General features: G+C 70.2%; 17 protein-coding genes and 2 tRNA genes. 9 read left to right on the plus strand and 10 right to left on the minus strand.

Annotation, left to right across the window (positions count from 1 at the left end; all coding sequences use genetic code 11):
• Positions 1–56: 56 nt before the first annotated feature.
• Positions 57–1,154 carry a sn-glycerol-3-phosphate ABC transporter ATP-binding protein UgpC gene (gene ugpC / locus AB0Q96_RS00430; protein WP_365320799.1) on the minus strand — a complete coding sequence of 366 codons (1,098 nt, stop codon included), beginning with the start codon at positions 1,152–1,154 and terminating at the stop codon, positions 57–59.
• A gap of 181 nt (positions 1,155–1,335) precedes the next feature.
• On the opposite strand from ugpC, the gene AB0Q96_RS00435 reads away from it, so the two are divergent.
• Positions 1,336–1,409 (plus strand) — tRNA-Thr (locus AB0Q96_RS00435).
• A 1,029-nt stretch (positions 1,410–2,438) separates the two neighbouring features.
• Complete coding sequence (locus AB0Q96_RS00440; RefSeq protein ID WP_365320800.1) at positions 2,439–5,060, plus strand: ParA family protein; 2,622 nt, start codon at positions 2,439–2,441, stop codon at positions 5,058–5,060.
• Between the two features lie 332 nt (positions 5,061–5,392).
• Here the strand turns inward: AB0Q96_RS00440 and AB0Q96_RS00445 are convergent, their stop codons facing one another.
• The 4 genes from AB0Q96_RS00445 to AB0Q96_RS00460 all read right to left on the minus strand — a co-directional run bounded on the left by AB0Q96_RS00445 (position 5,393) and on the right by AB0Q96_RS00460 (position 7,440).
• Positions 5,393–5,728: a hypothetical protein gene (locus AB0Q96_RS00445; protein WP_365321170.1), complete on the minus strand. Its 336-nt coding sequence runs from the start codon at positions 5,726–5,728 to the stop codon at positions 5,393–5,395.
• Between the two features lie 3 nt (positions 5,729–5,731).
• Entirely contained in the window at positions 5,732–6,448 is a 717-nt protein-coding gene (locus AB0Q96_RS00450; protein ID WP_365320801.1) for a GntR family transcriptional regulator, read from the minus strand.
• Positions 6,417–6,680, minus strand: a complete 264-nt coding sequence (locus AB0Q96_RS00455) for a hypothetical protein (RefSeq protein WP_365320802.1) — start codon at positions 6,678–6,680, stop codon at positions 6,417–6,419. The genes AB0Q96_RS00450 and AB0Q96_RS00455 overlap by 32 nt, the downstream gene beginning before the upstream one ends.
• 457 nt (positions 6,681–7,137) lie before the next feature.
• Positions 7,138–7,440: a hypothetical protein gene (locus AB0Q96_RS00460; RefSeq protein ID WP_365321171.1), complete on the minus strand. Its 303-nt coding sequence runs from the start codon at positions 7,438–7,440 to the stop codon at positions 7,138–7,140.
• Positions 7,441–7,494: 54 nt separating this feature from the next.
• On the opposite strand from AB0Q96_RS00460, the gene AB0Q96_RS00465 reads away from it, so the two are divergent.
• From AB0Q96_RS00465 to AB0Q96_RS00475, 3 genes are all read left to right on the plus strand, one after another.
• Positions 7,495–8,250, plus strand: coding sequence for a GntR family transcriptional regulator (locus tag AB0Q96_RS00465; protein WP_365320803.1), 756 nt, complete (start codon positions 7,495–7,497; stop codon positions 8,248–8,250).
• A 194-nt stretch (positions 8,251–8,444) separates the two neighbouring features.
• The gene (locus AB0Q96_RS00470) at positions 8,445–8,960 is read left to right on the plus strand and encodes a hypothetical protein (RefSeq protein ID WP_365320804.1); all 516 of its coding nucleotides are present in this window, start codon (positions 8,445–8,447) and stop codon (positions 8,958–8,960) included.
• Positions 8,961–9,090: 130 nt separating this feature from the next.
• A tRNA-Ser gene (locus AB0Q96_RS00475) sits at positions 9,091–9,154 on the plus strand.
• 70 nt (positions 9,155–9,224) lie between these two features.
• On the opposite strand, the gene AB0Q96_RS00480 is transcribed toward AB0Q96_RS00475, so the two are convergent.
• The 3 genes from AB0Q96_RS00480 to AB0Q96_RS00490 form a co-directional block, all read right to left on the minus strand.
• A complete protein-coding gene (locus AB0Q96_RS00480) occupies positions 9,225–11,276 on the minus strand; it encodes a restriction endonuclease (RefSeq protein ID WP_365320805.1) in 2,052 nt (683 codons plus the stop codon).
• A 127-nt stretch (positions 11,277–11,403) separates the two neighbouring features.
• Positions 11,404–16,371, minus strand: a complete 4,968-nt coding sequence (locus tag AB0Q96_RS00485) for an amino acid adenylation domain-containing protein (protein WP_365320806.1) — start codon at positions 16,369–16,371, stop codon at positions 11,404–11,406.
• 19 nt (positions 16,372–16,390) lie between these two features.
• A complete protein-coding gene (locus AB0Q96_RS00490) occupies positions 16,391–17,410 on the minus strand; it encodes a ketoacyl-ACP synthase III family protein (protein WP_365320807.1) in 1,020 nt (339 codons plus the stop codon).
• A gap of 298 nt (positions 17,411–17,708) precedes the next feature.
• Here AB0Q96_RS00490 and AB0Q96_RS00495 point away from each other — a divergent pair, with 298 nt between their 5' ends.
• A complete protein-coding gene (locus AB0Q96_RS00495) occupies positions 17,709–19,043 on the plus strand; it encodes an MFS transporter (protein ID WP_365320808.1) in 1,335 nt (444 codons plus the stop codon).
• A gap of 13 nt (positions 19,044–19,056) precedes the next feature.
• Positions 19,057–19,812: an alpha/beta fold hydrolase gene (locus AB0Q96_RS00500; RefSeq protein WP_365320809.1), complete on the plus strand. Its 756-nt coding sequence runs from the start codon at positions 19,057–19,059 to the stop codon at positions 19,810–19,812.
• A gap of 84 nt (positions 19,813–19,896) precedes the next feature.
• Here AB0Q96_RS00500 and ectB read toward each other — a convergent pair whose 3' ends face one another.
• Both ectB and AB0Q96_RS00510 read right to left on the minus strand, forming a co-directional pair.
• Entirely contained in the window at positions 19,897–21,147 is a 1,251-nt protein-coding gene (gene ectB, locus AB0Q96_RS00505) for a diaminobutyrate--2-oxoglutarate transaminase (protein WP_365320810.1), read from the minus strand.
• A gap of 67 nt (positions 21,148–21,214) precedes the next feature.
• Positions 21,215–22,117, minus strand: coding sequence for a cupin-like domain-containing protein (locus AB0Q96_RS00510; protein WP_365320811.1), 903 nt, complete (start codon positions 22,115–22,117; stop codon positions 21,215–21,217).
• 640 nt (positions 22,118–22,757) lie between these two features.
• Here AB0Q96_RS00510 and AB0Q96_RS00515 point away from each other — a divergent pair.
• Together AB0Q96_RS00515 and AB0Q96_RS00520 are read left to right on the plus strand one after the other, a co-directional pair.
• Positions 22,758–23,135, plus strand: a complete 378-nt coding sequence (locus AB0Q96_RS00515; RefSeq protein WP_365320812.1) for an MbtH family protein — start codon at positions 22,758–22,760, stop codon at positions 23,133–23,135.
• A gap of 124 nt (positions 23,136–23,259) precedes the next feature.
• Positions 23,260–24,924: a DUF885 family protein gene (locus tag AB0Q96_RS00520; RefSeq protein WP_365320813.1), complete on the plus strand. Its 1,665-nt coding sequence runs from the start codon at positions 23,260–23,262 to the stop codon at positions 24,922–24,924.
• Positions 24,925–24,934 lie beyond the last annotated feature (10 nt).

A 24,934-nucleotide genomic window follows, 5' to 3' on the forward strand; every position in this document is an offset into this window, starting at 1 on the left:
TGGGCGAAGCACCGGGCGAGCCGGGCGACGCGTCAGGCGCGCTTGGGGGCGTCGCGTCAGTCGGAGAGGCGCTCGCCGGTCGACGTCGAGAAGACGTGCAGCTCGGCGGAGCGGGGCACGACCTGGAGGGTGGAGCCCTTCGACGGGACGTCACGGCCGCCGACGCGGACCACCACGTCCTTGTCCTCGCCGCCGACGCGGGTGGAGCCGTAGACGAAGCCGTCGGAGCCGAGCTCCTCGACCACGTTCACGGTCACGGCCAGGCCGTCCTTGCTGGTCGCGCTCTGCACGTCGAAGTGCTCGGGGCGGACGCCGACGGTGACCGTGGTGTCGCCCTTGGCGGAGGCGGCGGCGATGGCGTCACGGGAGACCGGGACGACGCTGTTGCCGAACTTCACACCGCCGTCGGCGATCGGGACCTCGATCAGGTTCATGGCGGGGGAGCCGATGAAGCCGGCGACGAAGAGGTTGGAGGGCTTGTCGTACATGTTGCGCGGGGTGTCGACCTGCTGGAGCAGCCCGTCCTTGAGGACCGCGACGCGGTCGCCCATGGTGAGCGCCTCGGTCTGGTCGTGCGTCACGTACACGGTGGTGATGCCGAGGCGGCGCTGCAGGCTGGCGATCTGCGTACGGGTCGAGACGCGCAGCTTGGCGTCGAGGTTCGACAGCGGCTCGTCCATGAGGAAGACCTGCGGCTCACGCACGATGGCGCGCCCCATGGCCACACGCTGGCGCTGACCGCCGGAGAGCGCCTTCGGCTTGCGGTCGAGGTACTCGGTGAGGTCGAGGATCTTCGCGGCCTCTTCGACCTTGGTGCGGATCTCGCTCTTGTTGACGCCGGCGATCTTCAGGGCGAAGCCCATGTTGTCGGCGACGGTCATGTGCGGGTAGAGCGCGTAGTTCTGGAACACCATGGCGATGTCCCGGTCCTTCGGCGGCAGGTGCGTGACGTCGCGGTCACCGATGCGGATGGCACCGGTGGTGACGTCCTCCAGGCCGGCCAGCATGCGCAGCGAGGTCGACTTGCCACAGCCGGAGGGGCCGACGAGAACGAGGAACTCGCCGTCGGCGATCTCGATCTCCAGCTCGTTGACGGAGGGCTTTTCGGCGCCGGGGTAGACCAGGGTCGCCTTGTCGTAGGTGACGGAAGCCATGGTGATGTGTCCCTTCACCGGCAGGAACGTGCCGGACGATCCGTGTAAAGGAAGGATTGAGGTCTAGTCCACCTGGGTGAACCGCAAGTGACGCTACCCGCCCCCACCGGATCTGTCAGCCCTCCAAGCCCGTGAGATTCCCGCCCCCACCCCGGCGACCGTTCGTTACACTGCTCAGACTGCCTCCTTAGCTCAGCTGGCCAGAGCACCGCTCTTGTAAAGCGGGGGTCGTCGGTTCGAACCCGACAGGGGGCTCGTCGGCGGAGGGCCGGCCCGGGAGAGTGTCTCCCCGGTGCCGGCCCTTGCGCATGATCAGGGGCGAGTCATCGGCGTGCCACTCGTCCAGCGCCCGAAGCACGTAGGGGCTTCCGATGCAGAGACCTCCGAGCTCTCGGCCAATCCCCGAAGAGGTCTGCTCTAGGACGGATCGCTCTCTGGGCGCGGCGCGGTAAGACTTTCTCTACTTCATCAAGGCACCCGCCGCGCACAGCGCGGCGCGCGCGGCCCGTCGCCCGGGCCTGCGCTCCTGTCTACGCCCCGTTCCAGCCCGGCCGCCGTCCGCCCGCCTGACAGTCCGGGTTGATGGATGGTGAACCCCTCTGTGGCTGGGGCGGTCGGCTCCGCGGCTTTAGGCAGCCACTTTGGGGCGAGCCTCTAAGATCATGGCCCCAACGTCGTGCTTTACCGGGCAGGTCCACAGACTGCCCGACGCGCCATCAGCTTACGGGGCCATGATCACTCGCCCCAAAGCAGCTCCAGCCCAAAGCCGCTCCACCGGCCTCGTTGCATTCGGTCGGGACGTCCCCCGCTCTCGCTTCTCTGAGCTAACCGGGTTGGAACGCTCACGCCAGTAGGCAAGCCGAAGCTAGACTGCGAGGGATCATGCTAGGGGGGCGGTAGCTTGCTAGACGACGCGGCACGAGCGCGCCAACGAGAGTCAAAGCTTCTGCAAGACCACAACCACATGTGTGGCGCTGTCTACTTGGTTGGATACGTGGTCGAATGCAAACTAAAGACACTGCTGAATAGAATGGGCAAGCCGTTTCCTCGGTCAGGGGCTTCCGGGCATGACCTCCGAGGCTTGTGGGATACCGCAGGGCTACGAAGTCAGGATCTGAGCGGCCACAAGAAGGCATTTATGGATACCTGGACGACAAGCCTTCGATATAGTGCCGAATTGCCTGAAGGGGCCACGGCAGAGGAGCTCCTAACGGGAGCACAGCAGCTCGCTTCTTACGTGACCACTCGAATTAGGCATGCTCGCCCGCACAAGGGAGGAAGGCGATGACTGGCGAAGCTCCAACTAGCCAAACGATCCGTATGCAGCTCGAGGAAAACGTTCGCTCCGCAGGTTTGGACGGCGCCCGTATCCACGTAGCTGAAGACGGGTTCGGTTCATACCTAGTTCGCATCGTTCACGAGTCACTCGAAGAGCTCAGTGAGTCTGAACGGCGAAGCTTGCTCCTAACGGGCACGGCGGACGCTATCTCAACTGCAGAACTGATCACCCCCAGCGAGGAAGCCTGGTATGGAGCTCCGTTCACGGACTCAGCTGGTCAGATGCCGCTTTGGCATGAAGTCCTCGCCCGTCCGAATGCAATTGACGAACTGACCTTCGCAACGGATCTCGATCAAGATATCGAACTTCCTGCCGTCATCACATTCTATTCCCTTCGAGGAGGTGTAGGTCGGACAACAGCTTTGGCTGCAGCGGCGCGAATCCTGTCGGAGCGAGGCCGAAGGATTCTATGTATCGACATGGACCTCGAAGCGCCCGGCCTAGCGACCGTTCTGGGCTGTCCTGAGCCGCAGGATGATCAGGGGGTGCTTCCACTCCTCCTCGCATTGGAACGAGGGAATGAGGAGGTGGACATTCGCGATCACGTTCTACGCGTTTCGGAAGGAGAGGAGCTCTACTGTCTGCCGGCTGGACGATTGAGCAGCGACTATGCGGATCGCCTGCGCTTGCTTGATCCAGAAATTTGGTATCGGGAGGCAGACAATCCCCTGCATAAACTCCTTAAGCTCGCCAAGGACTCCCCCCTTAACCCGGACCTGATTCTTCTAGATTCACGGACGGGGATTTCTCCCGTTGCCGCTCCACTGCTGTTCGATGTATCGGACCTGGCTGTCATTTGCTTCTATCCTCATCCGCAGGCAGAAAGAGGTACTGAGCTTCTGGTAAAGGCACTGATGTCCGCGAAATCGCGCCGCGCTACACCAGATGCTGTGTTGACTCCTGAGCCGCGCTTCGTAATTTCTCCAGTTCCTCCCGGCCCGTCTGCAGATGCTGTCCGTGAACGAGCAATCGGCTGGGTGGACGGTTGGATCAGCGAAGCACAGAGGCGCCGACCGGCGGGGTTCGATGCGCTTCGAGCCGAAGAGATCACGCACACTATCCACTATTCTCCCGAGACAGCCTTTCGAGACAAGGTGGCTACGGGAGCAGCCGCGCGCGAGGCATACGGAGCAGTCGCCGATTGGTTGGAGCATCTGTTGCCTCAGCCGGAATCCCTTACTGAATTTAGCAGGAGCCGGAAGGGCGACGTCCTCGATCAGCTCGACTTCTCCACTGGCACAGCTGAGAGCCAGGCCAGCCTACTTGACGACTTCGTGCACACTCGGGTAGCCCAGCAGGCATTGGGAACGCGAGCCCCTCTAGTCATCGGACGAAAGGGTACGGGGAAAACCGCCGTATTTAGGTGGCTTCTGGAGAGTCACCCCGAGAACCAGACGCCGGTGACCGTTTTCTCGCCTCACGCATTCCGACATAAGTTCAAATGGAGCCTTGGCTCAGAGGCAATGGAGCAGATCGAGTCGGACGCTCCTGGAGACACGGCATGGTCTAGTTTCTGGCCTTGCTATACGGCTCTCGCCGCATACTTCACACTCTCCCCAAGCGAGCGCGTAGAGCCGCCAGAGCGGTTCGAGCTCGATCTGGGCGCCCTTGACGAAGTTTACGATGAGCTGTCCACACTCGACGTCGTTAAGCAAATGGTGAGCCGCCCTATGGCCGGCCTCCTTGGCGCGCGCTGGCTGAGAGATATCAATGCCAGCGTCAAGAATCCGCACATTCTACTCTTCGATGGCCTGGATACTGGGTTTGGAAATGATGCGGAGAGCAGGAAGCGTAGAATTCGTGCCGTCACGGGCCTTATGACGTTCTTGACGGAATCCGAGGCGCAACTTCCGTCGCTTCCGTTCAAGGTAATGCTCCGAGTGGACATTTGGCAGCAATTGCGTTTCGAAAATAAGAGTCATTTGTACGGGCGTTCTGTGCAACTTATGTGGCGCGACCAAAACGACTACTTCAAGACCGTCTTGAAGCAGGCGATTCGCAGCGAGGCCTATCGGGAGATGCTGACGGACATTCGGGTGGGTCACTCGGTTGACGATTGGCGTGACGATGAGGTGCGGCGCGCATGGAACCTTCTCGTGGGCGAGCGGATGAAGGGCGGCAAGACGACTTTCACTCGCAACTGGGTATGGAATCGCCTGGCTGATGGTCAGGGAGATCACGGACCCCGCTCCTTGTCGCAACTTTTCCATGAAGCCGTTCAATGGGAGAAGCGTGAGGAAGTGCGCAGTAGCTACGACCGAAGCGTTATGAGGCCGCGCGCTCTTGTCCCAAGCCTGGATAAAGTCAGCGCAGAAGCATTGCAAGCCCTACAGGAGGAATTTCCCGAACTGGATGGAGTGGTTGAGGCGCTGAGGAGCCTCCGGCGGACTCCTATCGAGCCCGGGGAGATTGCTGATGTCGATGCCCAGGCAGCCGAGCGAGTTGATTTGGCTCTGGAAGTGGGTCTCCTGGAGATTTACGAAGGCACTCAAGATGATGTGAGGCGATACAGAGTCCCAGACCTGTACCGGCTGGCATTGGGTTTGACTCGTCGAGGGCAAGCCTAGATTTCGGGAGCGCACCAAGGCCGGAATACTGCCCAAATGCTGAGCATGTCCGCGGAGCGCATCTGCGTGGCAGCCACCGGTCGTCGGTATGACCGTAGTGGTGGCTGGTACGGGTGAGAGGGGCGCCGCTGCACAGTAGCGTCCCCTCAATCTGGGCCGAGCACCCACGGTCGAGGTTCGGGACGTGGCCTATTCGTGGACTGGGCCCTTGCTAGACCGGTGGTGGGCTGTCTGACCTGCAGCGATTCTCGGAGCTCACAGGGCCTCCGGAGCCGTGTGAGGAGAAGCCCCGGGCGTTGACCCGGGGCTTCGTGTCGTTTGGTGCGTGGCTGCTATCCGAAGGCCGCCGCCGGAAGGTGTGGACCCTCGTCCTCTCTGGGAACGGAGGGATCGGGCGTCGGCAAGCGGTGACCTCGGCTCATCGCGACGCGGAGCACGTGCCGCAACGTGTCCGTGAGGTCCGCGGCCAGGAGGCGGAGGTCGTCGGGTTCCGTTTGGTCGTCGGTGAGAACCTCCGTGGCGTGCTCCAGGAGGTCGGCGCCGGCGTCGAGTTGGGCGGCTTCGGCGCGGTCGGCGAGGCGGGATAGGGGACCGCCGTTTTCGTCGGTGCTCAGGAAGCAGGGTTTGCCGTCGGGGGTTGACCAGGGGAGGAGGCGGAGCTCGTTCAGGCGTCATCCTTCCTGTCTCCTCTCTGTGGTTGTGTGCTCGGTGGTGAAGACGGCTTCGGCGCGGTCGCCGGGGAGGGCAAGGAGGGCCACCTCGACGACGCGGCCGGTGATGTCCGTCGCCACGCGGGTGATCGCGAGAACTGCGAGGGTCGAGCTGATTCGGAGGGTTGCCGCTTCTGAAGGAGTCGGGAGGCGGACGTGGACGTTCTCCTGGACCTTGGTCAGCTGGGGGAGCGGACCCGCTAGCAGGCTGGCGACCTCCTGGGGCCAAGGCGAGGCGTCGGGTGCGGCGGCCGGCGCCAGGTCTCGGGGGACGTAGATGCGGGCCAGGCTGTGGGGCGACTTCCCGTCGTGGCTGACGCAGAAGAACTCGGTCACGGGGCTGCCAGGCGGCACCCCCAGCAGGGCGTTCAGGTGGCCGCGGGCCCGGAGCCAGGTGGTGCGGATGCTGACGGGCAGAGGTGTCCGGGCCGGGGTACGTCCGCCGCCGACATACGTGGTTCTGCGGAGCGGCTGGCGGGCGAAGTTGCCCTTGCCGTGGATCTTCTCCACGAGACCTTCGGCCTGGAGCAGGGCGAGGGCGTTGCGGAGCGGTGGTGTGCTCACCGCGTAGTGGGCGGCGAGTTGGGCTTCCGAGGGGAGGCGCCCGCCGGGCTTGATGCGGCCGTCTGCGATCCGGCTGCGGAGGTCATCGGCGATGGCGTGACGCCGAGAAGCCACGGTGTCGATCACCCACTCTCCGCATGCGCAGAGCGATGAGTCTGGTGCGGGTGTGCATGGTCAGCAGTTCGCCCGTCTCGAAGCGGAGCTGCTTCGCCCCGCCGGGGAGTTGGGAGAGGTCGACCACGCGGTGAGGCAGGCCGCCGATCAGGATGACGTCGCCGATCTGGACGTTGGTCGAGGTGATCTCGATGTTGGAAGTCACCGAGCTGCCGGGGGTGGTGATCCTCATCGGGGCACCTTCCGCGACGGACTCTTGCCGATCGGTGGGTGGCAGGGGCAGCTGCATGCCTCGTAGACGACGGGCACGCCGACCGGGGCCGACGCGGGGGAGGAGTGCGCGCACTCGTCGTGCGTGCCGATGCCGCACGCGCTCGATCGGTACGGGGCGGCGGCTGCGTGTGCCGCGCGGGGCTGCGGGCGGGGACTCATCAGTGCGCCTCCGCGGCCATGCGCCAGGTGGAAGCGGCAGGCACCCGCCATGACGCACGTTCCTCGGCGGTCAGTACGTACGGGCGGACCAAGGCCGTTTCCTCACCGGCGAGGAGGCACTCGTGGATGCGTCGACCACGAGGCGCAGGGGACCGCCGATCGAGCGTCCAGGGGTGGCAGGAGACAGGCTTCGGGGCGTGACGCTCTCTGGTGCGCGTGATGGCGCGACGGATACGGTTGAGCACGCTGATCAGCTCCTATCGCTGATGGCCGGGTCCCCGGACATCGCCCGTCGCGGGGACCACCTTGCGTACGGCGGCCCATAGGGTGCGGCCGCCAAGGCTGGTGGCGAGGAGCCCGAACCGGTCTGCCTGCGCCACCACTTCCAGGACCTCCCGCCATGTCTCTGCGGGGAGGGCTTCCGGCACCTCCGCTTCGATCGACGTGTGTCTGGCGTGCTGCTCCACGCGTGTGGTGAGTCCGATGGCGGACAGCCGGGCGGCGATGGCTGCCGCGCCTACTTCTGGAGCAGGCGCAGGGCAGCCTCCGTCACCGGAGATCACTTTCAGTGAAGCTAATTAACTAGATTAGAGCTAGTGGACTAGATTTTCCATATGCCTGAGCAGCCGCCTTACCTGCGCATCGCCGACGAACTCCGCAGGCGGATCGCGGAGCGCGAGTGGACGCCGGGAGACCGGCTTCCATCTCGTGCTCAGATCGCCCAGGAGTACGGGGTTGGCGAGAATGTTGTCCGCCGCGCGCAGGAGCTCTTGATCTCCCAAGGCGTGCTGGAGGGGCGGGCCGGGTCGGGGACGTACGTGGCCGAGCCGCGGCAGCGGGTGCGGATGGTTCGGTCGGCGGCTCGCGAGCAGCCCGACGGGTCGCCGTTCCGGGCGGACATGAAGGCCCTGGGTAAGCGGAGTGGCTGGGAGAGTCGGACCGACGCCAAGGTGCCCGCGCCGGCTGAGATCGCCGCGCGGCTCGGGATCGGCGAGGGTGACTTGTGCGTCCGGACCGCTTACGAGTTCCTTGCCGACGGGCGGCCGGTTCAGCTGTCGACGAGCTGGGAGCCGTACGACCTGACTGCCGGCACCCTGATCGTGCTTCCCGAGGGTGGGCCGCACGCGGGGGCTGGCGTCGTGAACCGGATGGCCGCGATTGGTGTCACGATCAGCCACGCCGTCGAGCAGCCGGAGCCCCGGCAGGCGACCGCCGAGGAGGCATCGCTGCTCGGGATCCAGAAGGCTGCTCTCGTCACGCACATCCGGCGGACCTACTACAGCGACGAGGGTCGGCCTGTGGAGACGGCCGACATCGTCGTGCCGGCAGCGTTGTGCGAGATCGTTTACGAGGTCCCTGTCGGCCGGTAGAGGACCTGTGTGAGGGGGAGCGATGGAGTCTCTAGGGGATGCAGTCAGCGCTGTGATGTGGGGTGCACCGGTGGTTGTGCTGCTGGTGGGAACGCTCATCGCGGTGGCGGTCGTTCGGTGGCGACGGAGGGCGATCGAGGCTCTGGAGCGAGCCGAGCGGGAAAGCTGATCAAGGGACGAAGAGGGGGCGTGTCATGGCGATCTGCTTCGAGCTGGTTGTGAACTTCGGCGACGACATAGAGGCCGCGCGGGCGGCCGTTCTTGCGGATCCTCGGCCGCGGGTCCTGCGGGCAGGTGATCACCGCATCCCGCTCCATCGGCCGCTGTTGACGACCAACGGCTCGTACGTCGAGCTTTCCGTCCTGCCGGTGGCTGTCGGCTGGGGCGTCGCCCTGGACGGCACGCTTCCCGCGATCCGACTCACGGCAGCCGAGCTCACTGAGCTGGGGCACCAGCTGTACGAGTTGCTCGCCACGCTCGACGGGTACGTCACCGCACGCGTCGGATGGGACCCCGAGGCCCTGCTGGATCCCGTCGAGCTCAAGGCCGAGTGGTTGGCGGAACTGGCCGACGGCAGCCTCCATGGGCTCGTGCTCAGCGAGAGTCTCCATGGTGAGCTCGGCCTCGGTGACGAGTACGTCTCCTTCCGGCCCGGATACCGATGGATGCCGTACCGGGGCGAAGAGCCGAGCGGCCTGACCGCCGACTAGCGCGGCCGACACGGAAGGCGTGCCACGCCTGTGCCACATCTGTGCCAGATCGGGCGGGGACTCGCGGGGAACGAGAGGTATCGGCGGGGTTCGCGCCCAAGCTCAGCGACCTATGCTGGTGCGCAGGTTGGCCCCGTTGTAGGCCTCCCGCTCTTGTAAAGCGGGGGTCGTCGGTTCGAACCCGACAGGGGGCTCGTCGGCGGAGGGCCGGCCCGGGGAGCACTCGGACCGGCCCTTTCGCGGATCAGTACGTCCCGTCGGCGGTTACTCCACCTGAATTCCGAAGTCGCCCACCAGCTCCTCGAGGCCGCCCCGGTAGCCCTTGCCGCCGAGGACGAAGTCCCAGTTGCCGCTGGTGCGGCGTCGGAAGGAGCCGAGGACGAGGGCGGTCTCGCCGGGCTGTCCGTCGGAGACTTCGAGGCGGTCGAGTTCGTTGCCGGCGTCGTCGCGGAGGCGGATGCCCGCGTCGGTGAAGCCGCCTAGGTCCGCGTGCGGGTTCACCTCGGGGTCCACCGCGGCCACGAGGACGAGCCGGTCGGCGTGGGTGGGCAGGGCGTCGAAGCCGACTCGGACGGCGGCGCGGTCGCCGGGGGCGGCGGCGACCATGACGACGGAACCGTCGGGCGTGGAGTGGTTGTTGAAGAAGACGAACCACTCGTCGCCGAGGACCTGGCTGCCCGAGCAGACGAGCGCGCAGACGTCGAGGGCGACCGAGCCGGACCAGACCATGCCGAGCAGGTTGAAGTCCTCGGCTGCCTCGGGCGGCGCGGTCACGGCGGCCTCGACGGGGGCGGGGGTCGTCCCGAGGCCCAGGCGCCCGCGCAGGCCGTGCTGGTGGAGGAGGTCGACGAGCTCGGTCCCCGAGATCAGGGTGAGGGGCTTGCCGTTGGCGAAGGCGTAGGAGCCGGGACCGAACTTCGAGGTGGTGACGAGCACGCCCTTGTTGGCGCCGGCGTCCTGCACGGTGCCGTACAGGTCGCGGACGGCGGTCGGCGGCACGGTGTTCCGGTAGCGCTTCACCTGGACGACGATCGACCCGCCGCTGATCGGGTCGGAGTCGAGCGCCTCGACGTCGACCCCGCCGTCGTTGGAACGGCGCGTGGTCACGGCCTGGAGCCCACGGGCCCGGAACAGCTCCGCCACCAGGCCCTCGAACGCGATCGGATCCATGGCGAGCAGATCGGGCTCCTCGCCGTCGCCCTGCACGACGACCTCGGAACCCACCTGGTCGGGCGTGCGGAGCGGCGCCACGGCGACGCGCTCCTCGGGCTTGGCCGACAGCCGGCCGGCGAGGGCCCCGGTCAGGCACTCCACCGCCCCGACGAGCTCCAGGTTCAAGCGGTCGAAGTCCCGCCGCCCGACGACCACGGACGCGACGCACACCCGCCCGACGAGCCCGGTGGTGGGATCGACCCCGCCCACGTACCCGTTGAGGGCGACGCTCTCCAGGGTGCCGGCGCGGTCCGCGGCGAACAGCTCCCGCACGGCGAGGAGCACGCTCTGGGAGAGGACGTCCCGGTAGAGGGCCCGCCGCTGTGTGACGGGCCGCGGGACCTCCTTGTCCTGGTCGGTGCTGGGCAGGTACTTGACGCCCTTGGCGGCGGGGACGACCTCGTACGGGGGCAGGTCCCAGTCGAGGACGAACGTCCGGCCGGCGCGGTCGTAGGCGGCGGCGACCTCCCGGGGGAAGCCCTCGGGCCAGGCGGTTGAGGCGAAGAGCACGGCCGAGAAGTAGTCGACGACGGTGTCCGGCTCGCCCGACCGCAGGGCGTCGGCGGTCCCGGCGAGCCCGTCGTTGTGGCGTCGTATCTCGGCGAGCCGGGCCGAGGCCCACGCGTCGTACTCACGCCGGTACGCGGCCAGCTGCTCAAGGCGCCGGGCGTCTGCGGCCTGCGCCGCGTACCAGTCCCGCTCGAACCGCGCCCGCCCTCCGTGCTCCTGGTAGTGCCGTTGGTCGGGCATGGCCACGGGAACCGCCAGGGGCCCGGGCGCGAACGGCTCGACCTGCTCGGTCTGCCGCAGGGCCTCGATGTCGAAGGCCGGTGCCCGGCATCCCGCGACGAGCAGTCCTTCGAGCGCGGCGACCCGCGCGTCCAGCTCCCGGGTCCGCCGCAAGGCGTCCTCGTCCCGGTGCCGCCGATAGGCGGCCTTCTGTTCCTTCTGCATGCGGGCGACATCCCGCTCGTACGCGCGCTGCGCCCCCTCGGCGTCCCGCTGCTGCCGCAGAACCGCTTGTTGCTGCCCCTCCCGCTGCCGCTGCGCGACCCGCTGCTGCTCGGCCCAGATCCCGATCAGCCCACCGGAACGCCGCCCCATCCGCACACCCCTCCCCGAACACCACCTGTACGCCCCCGCGACCCCCAAGTGTCCCGGACAAACCCCCTCCAGGACACCTGATCGCAAGACCGAGCACGGTACGCACGGCAGGACTCACTCCGCCGCGTCACGCCTCTGTGTCGGGGTGGGTCTCGATGTGGGTGACCAGGTCCGTGAGGGTGGCGGTGAAGAGGTCCATCACCGTCAGGGGGGTGCCGAAGCGGGATTTCAGGCGGGCTGCGGTCTTCATGGCCTGGAGGGAGTCGCCGCCCAGGTCGAAGAAGTTCTCGTCCAGGTCCGGGGCGTCGATGTTCAGGAGGGTGGCGACTACTTCTGATACTTCCGCCGCTACCTGGGAGGTGTGGGTGGTGTGGGTGGTGGGGGTGTGGGTGGGGGGAGTGGGGAGGGCTGGTTTGTCGATTTTTCCGCTGGGGGTGCGGGGGAGGGACTTCAGGGGGGCCCAGCGGGTGGGGATCAGGTGGGTGGGGAGGTGGGTGGTCAGGGTGGCGCGGATTGCCGTGACGTTGGTGTGGGGTGGGGTGATGTAGGCCGTCAGGTGCTCGTCGCGGACCACCACCACCGCCTCGTCCACGTCCGGGTGCGCCACGATCGCCGCCTCCACCTCGTGCGGTTCGATGCGGTAGCCGTGGAGCTTCAGCTGGCTGTCCGAGCGGCCCGCGTACTCCAGGATGCCGTCGGTGCGGAAGCGGGCCACGTCGCCGGTGCGGTACATGCGGGCGCCCGGCTCCGACGCGTACGGGTCGGGGAGGAAGCGTTCCGCCGTCTGGCGCGGCGCGGCGCGGTAGCCGCGGGTCACCTGGGTGCCGCCGATCCACAGGTCGCCGAACACGCCGACCGGGACCGGGGTCAGGGTCGCGTCCAGGACGCGCGCGGTCGTGTTCGCCACGGGGGTGCCGACGGGGATCACCTCGTCGGGGACGTCGCCGGCCCGGACGGCGTGCCAGGTGCAGCCCACGGTCGTCTCCGTCGGGCCGTACTCGTTGATGACCTGCGTCGACGGGGCGTGGTTCCTCCAGCGGGTGAGCATGTGGCCGTGGAGTTGTTCGCCGCCGATCACCAGGTTGTCCGTCGACTCGGTGATCTCCCGCGGGGTCAGCGTCTGGTCCAGGAGGGCCAGGTGGGACGGGGTCAGTTTGACGAGGCCGAAGCCGCCTTCCGCCGTCATCGTCACCAGGTTCTCCGCGCCGCGTTCCTTCGCCCCGCACGTCACCGGCTCGCCCGCCGCCCACACCGGGAACACCGACGTCACCGGCAGGTCGAACGCCATCGCCGAGTACAGCGGTGCGCCCCGGCCGCGCGTCGAGCGGTAGGTGTCCCGCGCCCACGTCACGTAGTTGACGATGTTGCGGTGCTCCACCTGCACGCCCTTCGGCGCACCCGTCGAGCCCGAGGTGAAGATGACGTAGGCCAGGGCGGTGGGCGGGAGGGGCAGGCTTGGGTTGGTGGAGGGGAGTTCTGCCAGGGCCTCTGTGGGTGGGGGCGGGGGGAGTGTGGGGGTGGTCGGGAGGGGGTGGTCGGCGATGGCCAGCTTCGCTCCTGCTGCCTTCAGCAGGGCCTCGTGGCGGGCCGTCGGGTCCGCCGGGTCCAGGGGGAGGTAGGCCGCGCCCGCCTTCAGGATCCCCAGGAGGGTGGTCAGCAGGGGCGGGCCGCTGCGGAGGGCCACGCCGACCACGTCCTCCGGGCGGACGCCCTGGGTGATCAGGTGGTGGGCCAGGCGGTTCGCGTCGGCGTTGAGTTCGGTGAAGGTGAGGGTGTCGCCGTCCGCGTCCACCACCGCCGTTGCGTCCGGGCGGGTACGGGCCACTCGTTCGATCAGCTCGTGGAGCAGCTTGTCCTCGGGGGGCGTGGTCGTCCGGCCCGTCGCGTACGCCGCCAGGTCCTTCCGCTCCGTGGCGGGGAGGAGGGGGAGGGCCGGTAGGGGGGTTCCGGGGGTGCGGGCCGCCGCGGTCAGGAGGGTGCGGAAGCGGGTGGTGAGGCGGGTCGCCGTCGCCCGGTCGTACAGCGCCGTCGCGTACTCCAGCTCGCCCGTCACCGTCCCGTCCGGCCGGCGCACCAGGTCCAGCGTCAGGTCGAACTTCGCGGTACGGCGCGGTACGGGGAAGGGTTCGGCCGTCGCCCCCGCGACCCGGAACGGCGTGCGCGGTGCCGGGGTGTACGTGAACGAGGTGTCGAACAGGGGGGTTTCCGTCAGCGAGCGGGTGGGGGACAGGCGGTCCACCACGCGGTCGAACGGCACGTCCTGGTGGTCCATCGCGTCGAGGACGGCCGCCCGGGTCCGCGCCAGGAACTCCGTGAAGGGGGGATTCCCCACCGTGCTCGTACGGATGGGGAGTTGGTTCGCGAAGTAGCCGATCGTGTCCGCCAGGGCGGGGGACGGGCGGGCCGCCGCCGGTGTGCCCACGACGACGTCGGCGCCGGGCGCGTGGCGTGACAACAGGGCCTGGAACGCCGCCAGGTAGATCGTGAACGGCGTCGCGCCCTGCGCCGCGCCCAGCTCCTCCAGGCTCGTCACCAGGTCGGCGGGGAGGGTGAAGGGGACGGCGTCGCCGTCGGTGCTTCGGGTTCTCGGGCGCGGGCGGTCCGTGGGGAGGCGGGAGCGGTCCAGGCCGGTCAGTGTCCGCTGCCAGTGGTCCAGCTGGGCCCCGCCCTCGGGGGAGGCCAGCCACGTGTGCTGCCACGAGGTGAACGCGCTGTAGGGGGTGGGGAGTTCGGTGGGCGGGGTCGGGGCCGCCAGTTCGCTCGCCAGGATGTCCAGGGACAGGCCGTCGCACGCCAGGTGGTGGATGGATATCACCAGGGCGTGGTCGTCCTCCGCCAGGCGGACGAGCCGCGCACGGAAGGGGGGCTCGTCCGCCAGCGCGAACGGGCGCTTCGGTTCCGCCGCCAGCAGCTCCGCGAGCGCTTCGGGCGAGTCCGCCGTGGACCTCGTGAACGGGGCGTCCGGGACCGGGTCCAGGACCGGGGACGGTGCGCCGTCGACCGTGGGGAAGCGGGTCCGCAGCGGTTCGTGGCGGTCCAGGACGGCGCGCAGCCGGTCCCGCAGCGCCGCCACGTCGAGCGGGCCGCGCAGGCGGACCGCCCACGGTTCCACGTACGCGTCCTGTTCCGGCGCCAGTTGGTGCAGGAACCACAGGGCCCGCTGGCCGAAGGTCGGGGGAGGGGGAGTCGAGGGGGAGGGGGCGGGAGGAGAGGGAGGTGTGGCGGTGTGGCGGGGGAGGGCCGCCACCGCCGCCACCGTACGGGCGCGCAGCACGTCCGCCGTGGACGGGGCCGCCCCCGTCGCCTCCCGCAGCGCCGACACCAGCCGGGCCGCGGTCAGCGAGTCCACTCCCAGGGCCACCAGGTCGTCGCCGGTGCCCAGGTCGCGCAGGCCGAGGGCCTCCTCGCAGACGCGGACCAGGAGGGCCTCGTCCTCCGTCGCCGGGGCCACGTAGCGGGCCCGGGTGGTGGTGGACGGGGCCGGGAGCGCGGCGCGGTCCACCTTGCCGTTGCTGTTGAGCGGGAACGTGTCCAGGAGGACGTAGTCCGACGGCAGCATGTAGTCGGGGAGGGCCGTGCGCAGGTGGGCGGTCAGGGTGGCGGCCGGGGTCGCCTCGCCCGTCAGGTACGCGACCAGGTGGGTGCCGCCCGCGGGGGTCGTCCGGGGGTGCACGACCGCCGCACGGACCCGGGGGTGCGCCGCGAGCCGCGCCTCGATCTCGCCCAGCTCCACCCGGTGTCCGTTGATCTTCACCTGGTGGTCGGCCCGGCCCAGGATCTCCACCCGGCCGTCCGGCAGCACCCGGCCCAGGTCCCCGGTGCGGTAGCGGCGCGCGCCGCCCGGGGCCGGGACGAACGCGGCCGCCGTGAGGGCGGCCCGGCCCACGTACCCGTCCGCGAGGCCGCCGCCCTCGATGTACACCTCCCCGGCCTGGCCCGGCGCGGCCGGCGCCGCCGTGGCGTCGAGGACGGTCACGCGCTCGCCCGCGAGCGGGGCCCAGTCGGTCAGCCGCCCGTCCGGGCCGAGCCGCGACACCGCCGACCAGATGGCCGTCTCCGTCGGGCCGTACAGGTCCCACACGGGTACGCCCGTACGGGCCAGCCGTGCGGCCAGGTCCGGCGGCAGGCCCTCGCCGCCGCACCAGACACGGAAGCCGGCGGGCGGCGCCCAGCCCGAGTCGAGGAGCAGGCGCCAGGTCGCCGGGGTCGCCTGCATGAGCGTGGCGCCCTCGGCGAGGAGCGCGGCGAGGCGGCCGGGGTCGCGCACGTCGGCGCGGCCGGCGACCACGACCGTGCCGCCGGCGAGCAGCGGCAGGAACAGTTCGACCACCGAGATGTCGAACGCCGCCGTCGTCACCGCCACCAGCACGTCGTCCGCGCCGAGTCCGGGCCGGGCGGCCAGCGCCGTGAGGGTCGCCGCGACCGCCGCGTGGCGGACGGCGACGCCCTTGGGGCGGCCCGTCGAGCCGGACGTGTACATCAGGTAGGCCAGGCCGGAGGCCGAGGCCCGCGAGGGGGCCGGGGGTGGGGCCGGGACCGGGGTGGGGGCCGCCAGTGTGGCGAGGGGCGCGGTGGTGGTCCCGGACGGGGCCGTGGCCGCCTCGCCCGTCGCGTCGGTCACCACGAGGGCGGCGCCGGAGTCGGCGAGGACGTACGCGATGCGGTCCGCCGGGTGGGCCGGGTCCAGCGGCAGGTAGCCGGCGCCCGTCCGCCACACCGCCAGCAGCGCGACGACCAGGTCCGCCCCGCGTTCGACGCACACGCCGACCACGTCGCCGGGGCCGACCCCGCGCGCCGCCAGGCCCGCGGCGACCCGGGCCACCCGCTCGTCCAGCGCGGCGTACGTCAGCGCCCGCGCGTGGTCGCGTACGGCGACGGCGTCCGGGCGCCGGGCGGCCATGGCGGCGATCCGGTCGGGTACGGGGCGGGTGTCGGTGTCGCTGTCGCTGTCGCTGTCGCGCCGGACCTCGCGGGCGCCCGTCCCGCCGTCCCCCGGGACCTCGTGGCTGTCCGTCCCGCCGTCCCGCCCTCCCGTCGCGGCGTGTGTGCCGTGGGCGTTCATGTCGTCCTCCCGCCGTGCCGCGTGGGCGTCCATGCCGTCTCCTCGGCTCACGTCACTGCGCGGGCGTCGTCGTGGCGGGGGTCCAGGTGGGTGGTTCGACGACTTCGAGTACGGCGCAGCCGTAGCTGAAGCCGACGCCGCTGCCGCACAGGGCGATCAGGTCGCCGGGGCGGACCGCGCCGGTCTCCAGGAGGTGGGTCAGGCCGCCGAACTGGTTCGTCGTGCCCATGTGGCCGACCGTGCGGCCCCAGTCCCAGGTGGTCCGCTCGGTGCCGATGCCCAGGCTCTTGCGGAACTCCTGGTCGACCATGTTGGCGCCGATGTTGGGGAACACCCAGCGGGTCACGTCGTCGGCTGTGGCGCCCGCGTCGGCGAGGGCCTGGGTGAGGGTGTCCCGTTCGGTCTCCGCCATCGAGCGGAGCATCGGGAGCAGGCGTTTGCGGTGCGCCATCAGGAAGGCGCGCCGGTCGGGGAAGTCCTTCGGGTCGGGCGGGGGCGTCGCGGTGAAGCGGCCGTCGCCCTGGACGGCCGTCGCCAGGAGGCGCAGCGGGCCGGGGCCGTGGTGCAGGACGAGCGCCGAGGCGCCGTCGGCGTCCACGCTGCCGGGGTCGAGGCGGTAGCGGTTCACGCCGGGGCCGCCGTGCCGGTCGGCGGTGGTGAGGAGCGCGGCCGTGCCGGGGCCGGCCGCGGTCAGGTAGGCGGCGGACAGTTGCAGGGCGGCGAGGGCGCCGTTGCAGGACTGGCGCACGTCGACGGTGAACGCGCCGCGGGCGAGGGTCCTGCCCTGTACGTAGGAGGCGGGGACCACGTCGTCGGGGCCCTGCGGGGTGCTGCCCGCGTGGGCGTGCAGCACGATGGCCGCCTCGTCGACGGCGGCCCGGTCCAGGGCGGCGGTCCCGGCCCGTGCGGCCAGGTCGACGGGGTCCGTGTCCTCGGCGGAGGAGACCGACACGTAGTCGTGCGCCTCGGCGAGTTCGGGGTCGTAGCGTCCGTCGGCGATCGCCGTCGTGACGTCCTCGGTGCGGCCTGTCGCGAGCGCGCAGGACAGCACATGGATACCGGTCCACCGCATGCTCAACCCCCAGTCTTGGCACCACGGTTGTGGACAGCGGCGCCGACTATAACCCGGCCTCCGGTGGTCGGGGGAAGAGTGTCGATCTTCGGGGAGGTGAGTGAGTGTGTGGTCAACTGGGGCTCTGATATGGCCATTTGGATGCAATGAGGGTCGATCGACGGCTGAAATACAGGGGAGTTGACCTGTTGCCTGCCGTGAGCGGGCGTCGTTACGATCTTCAGCGCTGTGCTCATGACATCTTGCAGGGGAAGGGCGCGCGTGTGCGCTGGGACGAACCGTTCAAGGGGAGCATGTGATGGATGACCAGTCGAAGGACCGGTCCGGAGCACGGCAGACCCTGAGGCAGTCGTTCGCGCCACTCTCGTTGCGCCCGTTCCGGATCCTGTGGACCGGCAACGCGATCTCCGCCATCGGCAGCAGCATGACCCGCATCGCGCTGGTCTTCTCGGTCCTGTCGATCGGCGGCTCCGCCACCGACATCGGCATGGTGATGGCCGGGCAGGTGGGCGCGCAGGTCGTCTTCACCCTCGCGGGCGGCGTGTGGGCGGACCGCCTCCAGCGCCAGTTCGTGATGCTGACCTCCGACCTGATCCGCGCCGGGGCGCAGGCCGTGCTCGCGGTGCTCCTGTTCAGCGGGAACGCGCAGGTCTGGCACCTGGTCGTCGGCGGTGTCGTCTTCGGCTCCGCCCAGGCCTTCTTCGGGCCGGCCTCCAGCGGACTGATCGCCGAGATCGTCCCGCCGCAGCAGCTCCAGCGCGCCAACGCGCTGATGACCTCCTGCTTCAGCTTCTTCAGCGTCGTCAGCCCGGCCCTCGCCGGTGTCGCCATCGCGCTGGTCGGCCCGGGGCTCGTCCTCGCGATCGACGCCGTCACCTTCGTCGTGAACGCGGTCTCGCTCGCGATGCTGAAGCTGGCCCCGCGCAAGGTCGAGGTGTCCGGCTCCTTCTGGGCCGACCTGGGGGAGGGCTGGAAGGAGCTCATCTCCCGCCGCTGGCTCTTCCTCAACATGATCGCGCACGGCTTCCAGAACCTGGCCATCGTCGCGTACTTCGTGCTCGGACCGACCATCGCCGACACGTCGCTGGGCGGCGCCTCCTCCTGGGGTCTGATCGCCGCCGCGTACGCCGCGGGCTCCATCTCCGGCGGGGTCGTGGCGCTGCGCCTCGACCCGAAGCGCCCGCTGATCGCCGGCAACCTGGCGTTCGCGCTGACCGCGCTGCCGCTGCTCGCGCTCGCCGTGCCGATGCCGGTGTGGGCCGTGATGGGCGCCGCGTTCGTCGGCGGCACCGGCGGCATGTTCCTCGACGCCGTCTGGCGCGCCTCGCTCCAGCAGCTGATCCCCGACGAGGTGCTGTCCCGGGTCGACTCGTACGACTGGATGATCTCCACGGTGGCGGCGCCGGTCGGCCTCGCGCTCGTCGGCCCGCTGGCCGCCACCACCAGCAACACCTCGACCCTGCTGATCGCCGCCGTGGCGATCGTCCTCCCGCTCTCCGCCACCGTGCTGATCCCGGGTGTCCGCGCGGTGCGCCGGCTGCCCGACGGCCGGACCGTCGGCCCGCGGCCGCGGGGCGCGGTGCCCGAGCCGCGTACCGAGCCCGCGCCCGAGCCCGCGGCGGACCGACCGTAAGGAACGAGGAACCATGGCCGACGCGCCGAGCAGATGGATTCGCCGTTACCGGACCGCGCCCGACGCGCCGGTGCAGCTGGTGTGCCTCCCGCACGCTGGCGGGGCCGCGAGCTACTACCGGCCGCTGGCCCTGCCGCTGTTCCCCGAGGTCGAGGTGCTCGCGGTGCAGTACCCGGGCCGCCAGGACCGCTACAACGACCCGTGCATCGACGACTTCGAGGAGCTGACCGAGCGCACCCTCGACGCGATACGGCCCGCGATCGACCGGCCGGTGGCGCTGTTCGGGCACAGCATGGGCTCGCTGCTGGCCTTCGAGGTGGCCCGGCGGCTCGAAGCCGAGGGGACCGAGCCGCTCGCGCTGTTCGCCTCGGCCAAGCGGCCGCCGTCCCGGCACCACATCGAGCTGCCGCGGCAGGCGACCGACGAGGAGCTGATCTCGGAGATCGCCGCGCTGGACGGCACGGAGGAGCGGCTGCTCGTCAGCGAGGACATGCGGCTGCTGTTCCTGCCGGCGCTGCGCGCGGACTACACGGCGCTCGCCGTCTACCGGCCCACCGACGCCCGGCTCGCCTGCCCGGTCGTGGCCCTGGTCGGCGACGACGACGAGCGGGTCTCGGTGGACGACGCCGCCGCCTGGGAGCACCACACCACGGGCCCGTTCGACCTGAACGTCTTCTCCGGCGGGCACTTCTACCTCAACGACCAGTGGGAGGACGTCGCCGCCGTCATCAAGCGGCGCGCGGCCGACCTGGTGCCGCAGAAGGGCTGAGCGGGGCGGGTACGGGAGCGATCACCGTACGGGCAGGGGGCGCGGGCCCGAGTGGTCGCCGCGCCCCCTCCCCGTACCGCCCGCTCAGTCCGCCCGGCCGAGCACCACCCGTACCGACTCCTCCAGGATTCCCAGGCCCTCGGCCAGTTCCGCGTCGGTGACGGTCAGCGGGGGCAGCAGCTTCACGACCTCGTCGTACGGGCCCGCGGTCTCCACCAGGAGGCCGCGCGCGCTCGCCTCGTCGGAGACCGCGTCGGCGAGGCCCGCGCCGAGGACGAGGCCGTGGATGAGGCCGCGGCCCCGGGTGGCGAGGCCCGCGCCGGGGTGGGCGGCGACGATGGCGCCGAGGGCGTGCGCGACCCACTCGCCCTTGGCGCGGGTGGACTTCTCCAGGACGTCGTCGCGCCAGTAGACCCGCAGCGCCTCGGTCGCGGTGACGAAGGCCGGGTTCACGCCGCGGAAGGTGCCGCTGTGCGCGCCGGGCCGCCACACGTCGAGCTCGGGGCGGAGCAGGAGGAGGGTGAGGGGGAGCCCGTACCCGCCGATGGACTTCGACAGGCAGACCAGGTCGGGGACGACGCCCGCGTCCTCGAAGCTGAAGAAGGCGCCGGTGCGGCCGCAGCCGGCCTGGATGTCGTCGACGATCAGCAGGACGCCGTGCTCCCGGCACAGCTCCGCGAGGGCCCGCAGCCACTCGGCGCTCGCCACGTTCACGCCGCCCTCGGCCTGCACGGTCTCGACGACGACCGCGGCCGGCCGGTCGAGGCCGCTGGCGGGGCCGGCGAGCATGCGGGCCAGGTGCTCGGGGCGCGGGTGTCCGTCGTAGCCGTCGAAGGGCACCGCGGTGGTGCCGGTGAGGGGCAGTCCGGCGGAGCGGCGGTGCAGGGGGTTGCCGGTGACGGTGAGCGCGCCGAGCGTGGCGCCGTGGAAGGAGTTGGTGAAGTGCACGATCTCGGTGCGGCCGGTGACCGTGCGGGCCAGTTTCATGGCGGCCTCGACGGCGTTGGCGCCGCCCGGGCCCGGGAAGAGGACCTTGTGGTCCAGGCCGCGGGGGCGCAGCACCAGTTCGTGGAGGGTCTCCAGGAGCTCGCGCCGGGCGCTGGTGAACATGTCGAGGGCCTGGGTGACGCCGTCGTGCTCGATGTAGTCGAGCAACGCCCGCTTCAGGACGGGGTTGTTGTGGCCGTAGTTGAGGGAGCCGGCGCCGGCGAAGAAGTCGAGCCAGCCGCGCCCGTCCTCGTCGTACAGGCGGCTTCCGGTGGCGCGGGAGAAGACGACCGGCCAGCGCCTGCTGTAGGACCGCACGCCGGATTCGCGCTGCTCGAAGATGTTCAAGGAAGTCCTTCCCCCGTGAAGAGAGTTCCCCGTGACGCGGGTTCTTCCCCGTGGGCGGGGACCCTCGCTAGGAGATGTACGAGTAGTACGAGCGCAGTCCCGGCATCACCAGGCCGCGCGGCAGGCCGGCGACGACGCCGAGCGCGAACAGCAGGTTGTAGCGGAGGTTGGTGAGCGGCATGCCGTCGCGGACCGCCGTGATGCCGCGCAGGGCGCTGGCCCGGTCGTGCCAGTCGATGTTGAAGGAGATCGACGCGCTGGACGAGGTGACCTTGTGGAGGGTGCCGGGCGGCATGTAGAACATGTCGCCCGCCTCGACGTCGCAGGTCAGCACGGTCGCGTCGCGGAAGCGCGGGTGCTTGTCCAGGTCGGGGGCCTCCGGGTCGACGGCGGCCCAGCGCCAGTTGTACGGGTAGCACTTGTCGCGCTCGGCGTCGGCGACCATGACGAAGCGCTTCGACCCCTGGATCTGGAAGAACAGGTTGTGCGTGAGCAGGGTGTCGAAGTGTAGCGGGGTCTGCGCGCGCGAGGGGCCGACGAAGAACTGGGTGAACTGCCACCACCGGTCGCGGAAGAACGGCGGGAAGAACCCGACGGGGAACGGCCCCAGGTCGCGGCGGAGCGCCGGGATCATCGAGAGCAGCGGCACGTCGTGCAGATAGCCGGGCGGCTCGGCGTCGAGGGTGGGGTCCTCGGCGAGCCGGGCCTCCCACTCGGCGAGCTCCTTGGCGTAGTCGGCGAGCCGGACGACCGAGGTGCGGCCGGCGGAGACGGTGCCGACCTTGAGCTGCACCCGCTGGTCGGGCGCGATCCCGGCGAGGTGGTCGGCGGACCAGGTGGAGACCGCGGGCATGCCGGCGACCGCGCCGCGGACCACCACCGGCCTGCGGCCCTGGTACTCGGCGCGGAACTCGGCGGGACTCAGCGTGGTCCGCACGTCGACGGAGACGGGTCGGGCCGTTGTCGTCACTGACATCTCCTACTCGTCTGACGCGGGGCGCGGGCGTACGCGGGCAGGGACGACCGGAGGGCGGCCGCGCGCGTGTCGTGGTCGTGACGGGTGCTCACCGGGCGGGCGCGGTGTCCGGCGGAGGCGGGTCGCGGCGGGCCGGTCGGCGTCGTGGTCGCGTGCCCCCTCGCTCCACTCCGGCACCGTCGGACACTACCCGGTGATCGGCGGGTTGGCGAGAGGTGATCATCGGGAACAGGCTCGGGTGGGGGCTCGGGAAGGGGCTTTGCGGAGGTCGTCCAACAGAGCCTGTATATAGGGGAGTTCGGTGGCTTTCGGAGATGGCCGTTTGTTCGTGGAACGGTCAAGATCCAGCAGGGTTGGGCCTGTTGCTCCGGATCCGCATGCTGGTGCGCTGACCTGCGCCGATGGTGGAGTCGTCAAGTCCCTTGAACTGCTTGCGTGTTGGGTCCGTGAGGGCTCGAAAGTCTTGACAGTGTCAGAAGCAGCGATCTAGCTTGAGGCCCGTTGAGCTGCGGGGGAGGCGGTTCGCCGGGGAGTCCCCGGGGACGTGTCCGAATGGCTCCCGCGGCGAGACGCGTCAGTGGCGCATCCTGCACCGCTCCGGTCGGCAACGACTGTATGGGGGATTTCAGATCTGATGTTCGACGACGAGAACGCCGAATACCTGGTCGTGATCAACGAAGAGGAGCAGTACTCGATCTGGCCCGCGGCCCGCGAACTGCCGGCCGGCTGGGCGGCGGAGGGCGGACCCCGCTCCCGTACCGAGTGCCTCGATCACATCGAACTGGTCTGGACCGACATGCGCCCGAAGAGCGTGCGCGAGGCCCTGGAAAATGCCGGATCTCTTAGCGGACAGGGGAGTCGAATGGTTCTCTCACAGCTTGTGGACGCCGATGAACTGAAGGCCATGTCGCCGGAGGAGCTGCGCGAGATGCTGGCCAGCCTCGACGACGACGTGATCTACGGCGAGGACGGCGACGTCATCGAGCCCAACCCCGGTGGCGAAACGGTCTAGCGCATCGTGCGGGACCGGGCGGGCCACCCGTCCGGTCCACCCGCCCGGTCCGCTCGCCCTGCTCGGTTGACCTGAACGAAACGCCATTTGTCGCCCCCCAGGTGCGGCACTACGGGGAGTGGCAATGACGTCTGGTGCCCTGAGTTCTGTTTCCGCTGTCGTCGATCACGTCTTCGACCGCTATCCGCAGGTCGCCAGACGGGCGGGCCGGCACGACTTCGACGGCCGGCTGCCCGAGGTCGTACCCGACTCGCCCGCCGTCCTCGACGGCCTGCTGGCCACCGTGACCGGGCACCTCGACGCCCTGCCCCGGGACGCCGACCCGGAGCTCCGGGCCGACCTCGGCACGGCGGCGCGGGTGCTCACCGACGAGCGGTTCCGGATCACCGGCGCGGGCCGGGCCCACCGCGGGCCGGAAGGCTGGCTGGCCGAGACCGACCTCCACGTCTACCTGCGCGGCGACTACGCGCCGCTCGACGAGCGGATCGGCGCGCTCTCCCGCCACCTCGGCGCGCTGCCGGACTTCCTCGCGGCCGCCGCGGGGACGCTCGGCCGCACCCTGCCGGCCGGCGAGCGCGTCGGCGGCGTCGAGAACGCCCGCGCCCGGGCGGTGTCGGTACGGAACCTGGTCGACCGACTCGTCACCGCACGGCCCGAGTGGGCGGACGGGCCGCTGCGAGAGCAGGCCGGCCGGGCGAGCGCGGCGTTCACCGGCTTCGCGGACGCCGTCGCGGCCACCCGGCCGGTCCGGGCGGTCCTCGGGCCCGAGCTGCTCGCCGCCTACCTGGAGGCCGCCGAAGGCGTCGACACCCCGGTGGACGAGCTGCTCGCCGAGGCGGCGGCCGAGGTCCGCAACCTCACCGCCCGCCTCGACGCGCTCGCCGCCCGCCTGGGGGCGAGCAGCCGCCAGGAGCTGTACGGCCTGCTGAGCGCCCGTCTCCCGGAGGGCTCGGTGACCGGCACGCTGGCGCGGATCATCGACCGGCTCCACGGGTTCTGGGCCGAGCAGGACGTCGTGACCCTGACCGGCACCCAGCGGCTCGACATCCGCCCCGTACGCGATCTGTCGACCTCCGCCGTGGTCGTCTTCGACCCGGGCGGCCCGCTGGAGAAGGTGCCGCAGCCGCACGTGCTGCACGTCCCGGAGCCGCGCGATCCCGCCGCGCTCCGCGACTACCTGAACGAGCCGATGCTCGAGATCATCGCGGTGCACGAGGTCCTGCCCGGCCACTTCCTGCACCACGAGGCGACCCCCGGGCGCGCGGGCCTCATCCGCCGCTGCGTGCCCTGGTTCCCCGGGGCCACCGAGGGCTGGGCGCACTACACCGAGGAGCTGGCGATCGAGCGCGGCCTCGCCGAGGACCGTCCGCTCGTCGAGGTGGCCGCGCTGCGGTTCGCCCTGGAGGCCGCCACCCGCCTGCTCGTCTTCCTCTCCGTCCACGCCGGGCGGAGCAAGTTCGGTGCCGCCGCCGCCGAGGCCGCCACGCTCTGCGCGTGGTCGCCGGAGCGCGCCGGCCGCGAGGTGCTGGCCACGGCGGCGCAGCCGGCCCGCGCCATGTACACGCTCGGAAAACTGCACATCAGGCGGTGGCGGGAGCTCTCCGGCGCGACGGCCCCGGCCGCCGGTCCGAAGGGCTTCCACGACCGCCTGGTACGGGCCGGCAGCGCGCCGCTCTCCGTCGTCCGGCAGTACTGCCTCGACGACCGGGCCGCCGGGCCCGACGGGAGCGACCCCCGCTCCGGCCGCGACAGCAACGACAGCAGCGTCTCTCACGCAACCGCATCCTGACCTACTGAAG

Source organism: Streptomyces sp. NPDC093111 (assembly GCF_040683955.1).
In the GTDB taxonomy this organism is placed as follows: Bacteria; Actinomycetota; Actinomycetes; order Streptomycetales; family Streptomycetaceae; genus Streptomyces.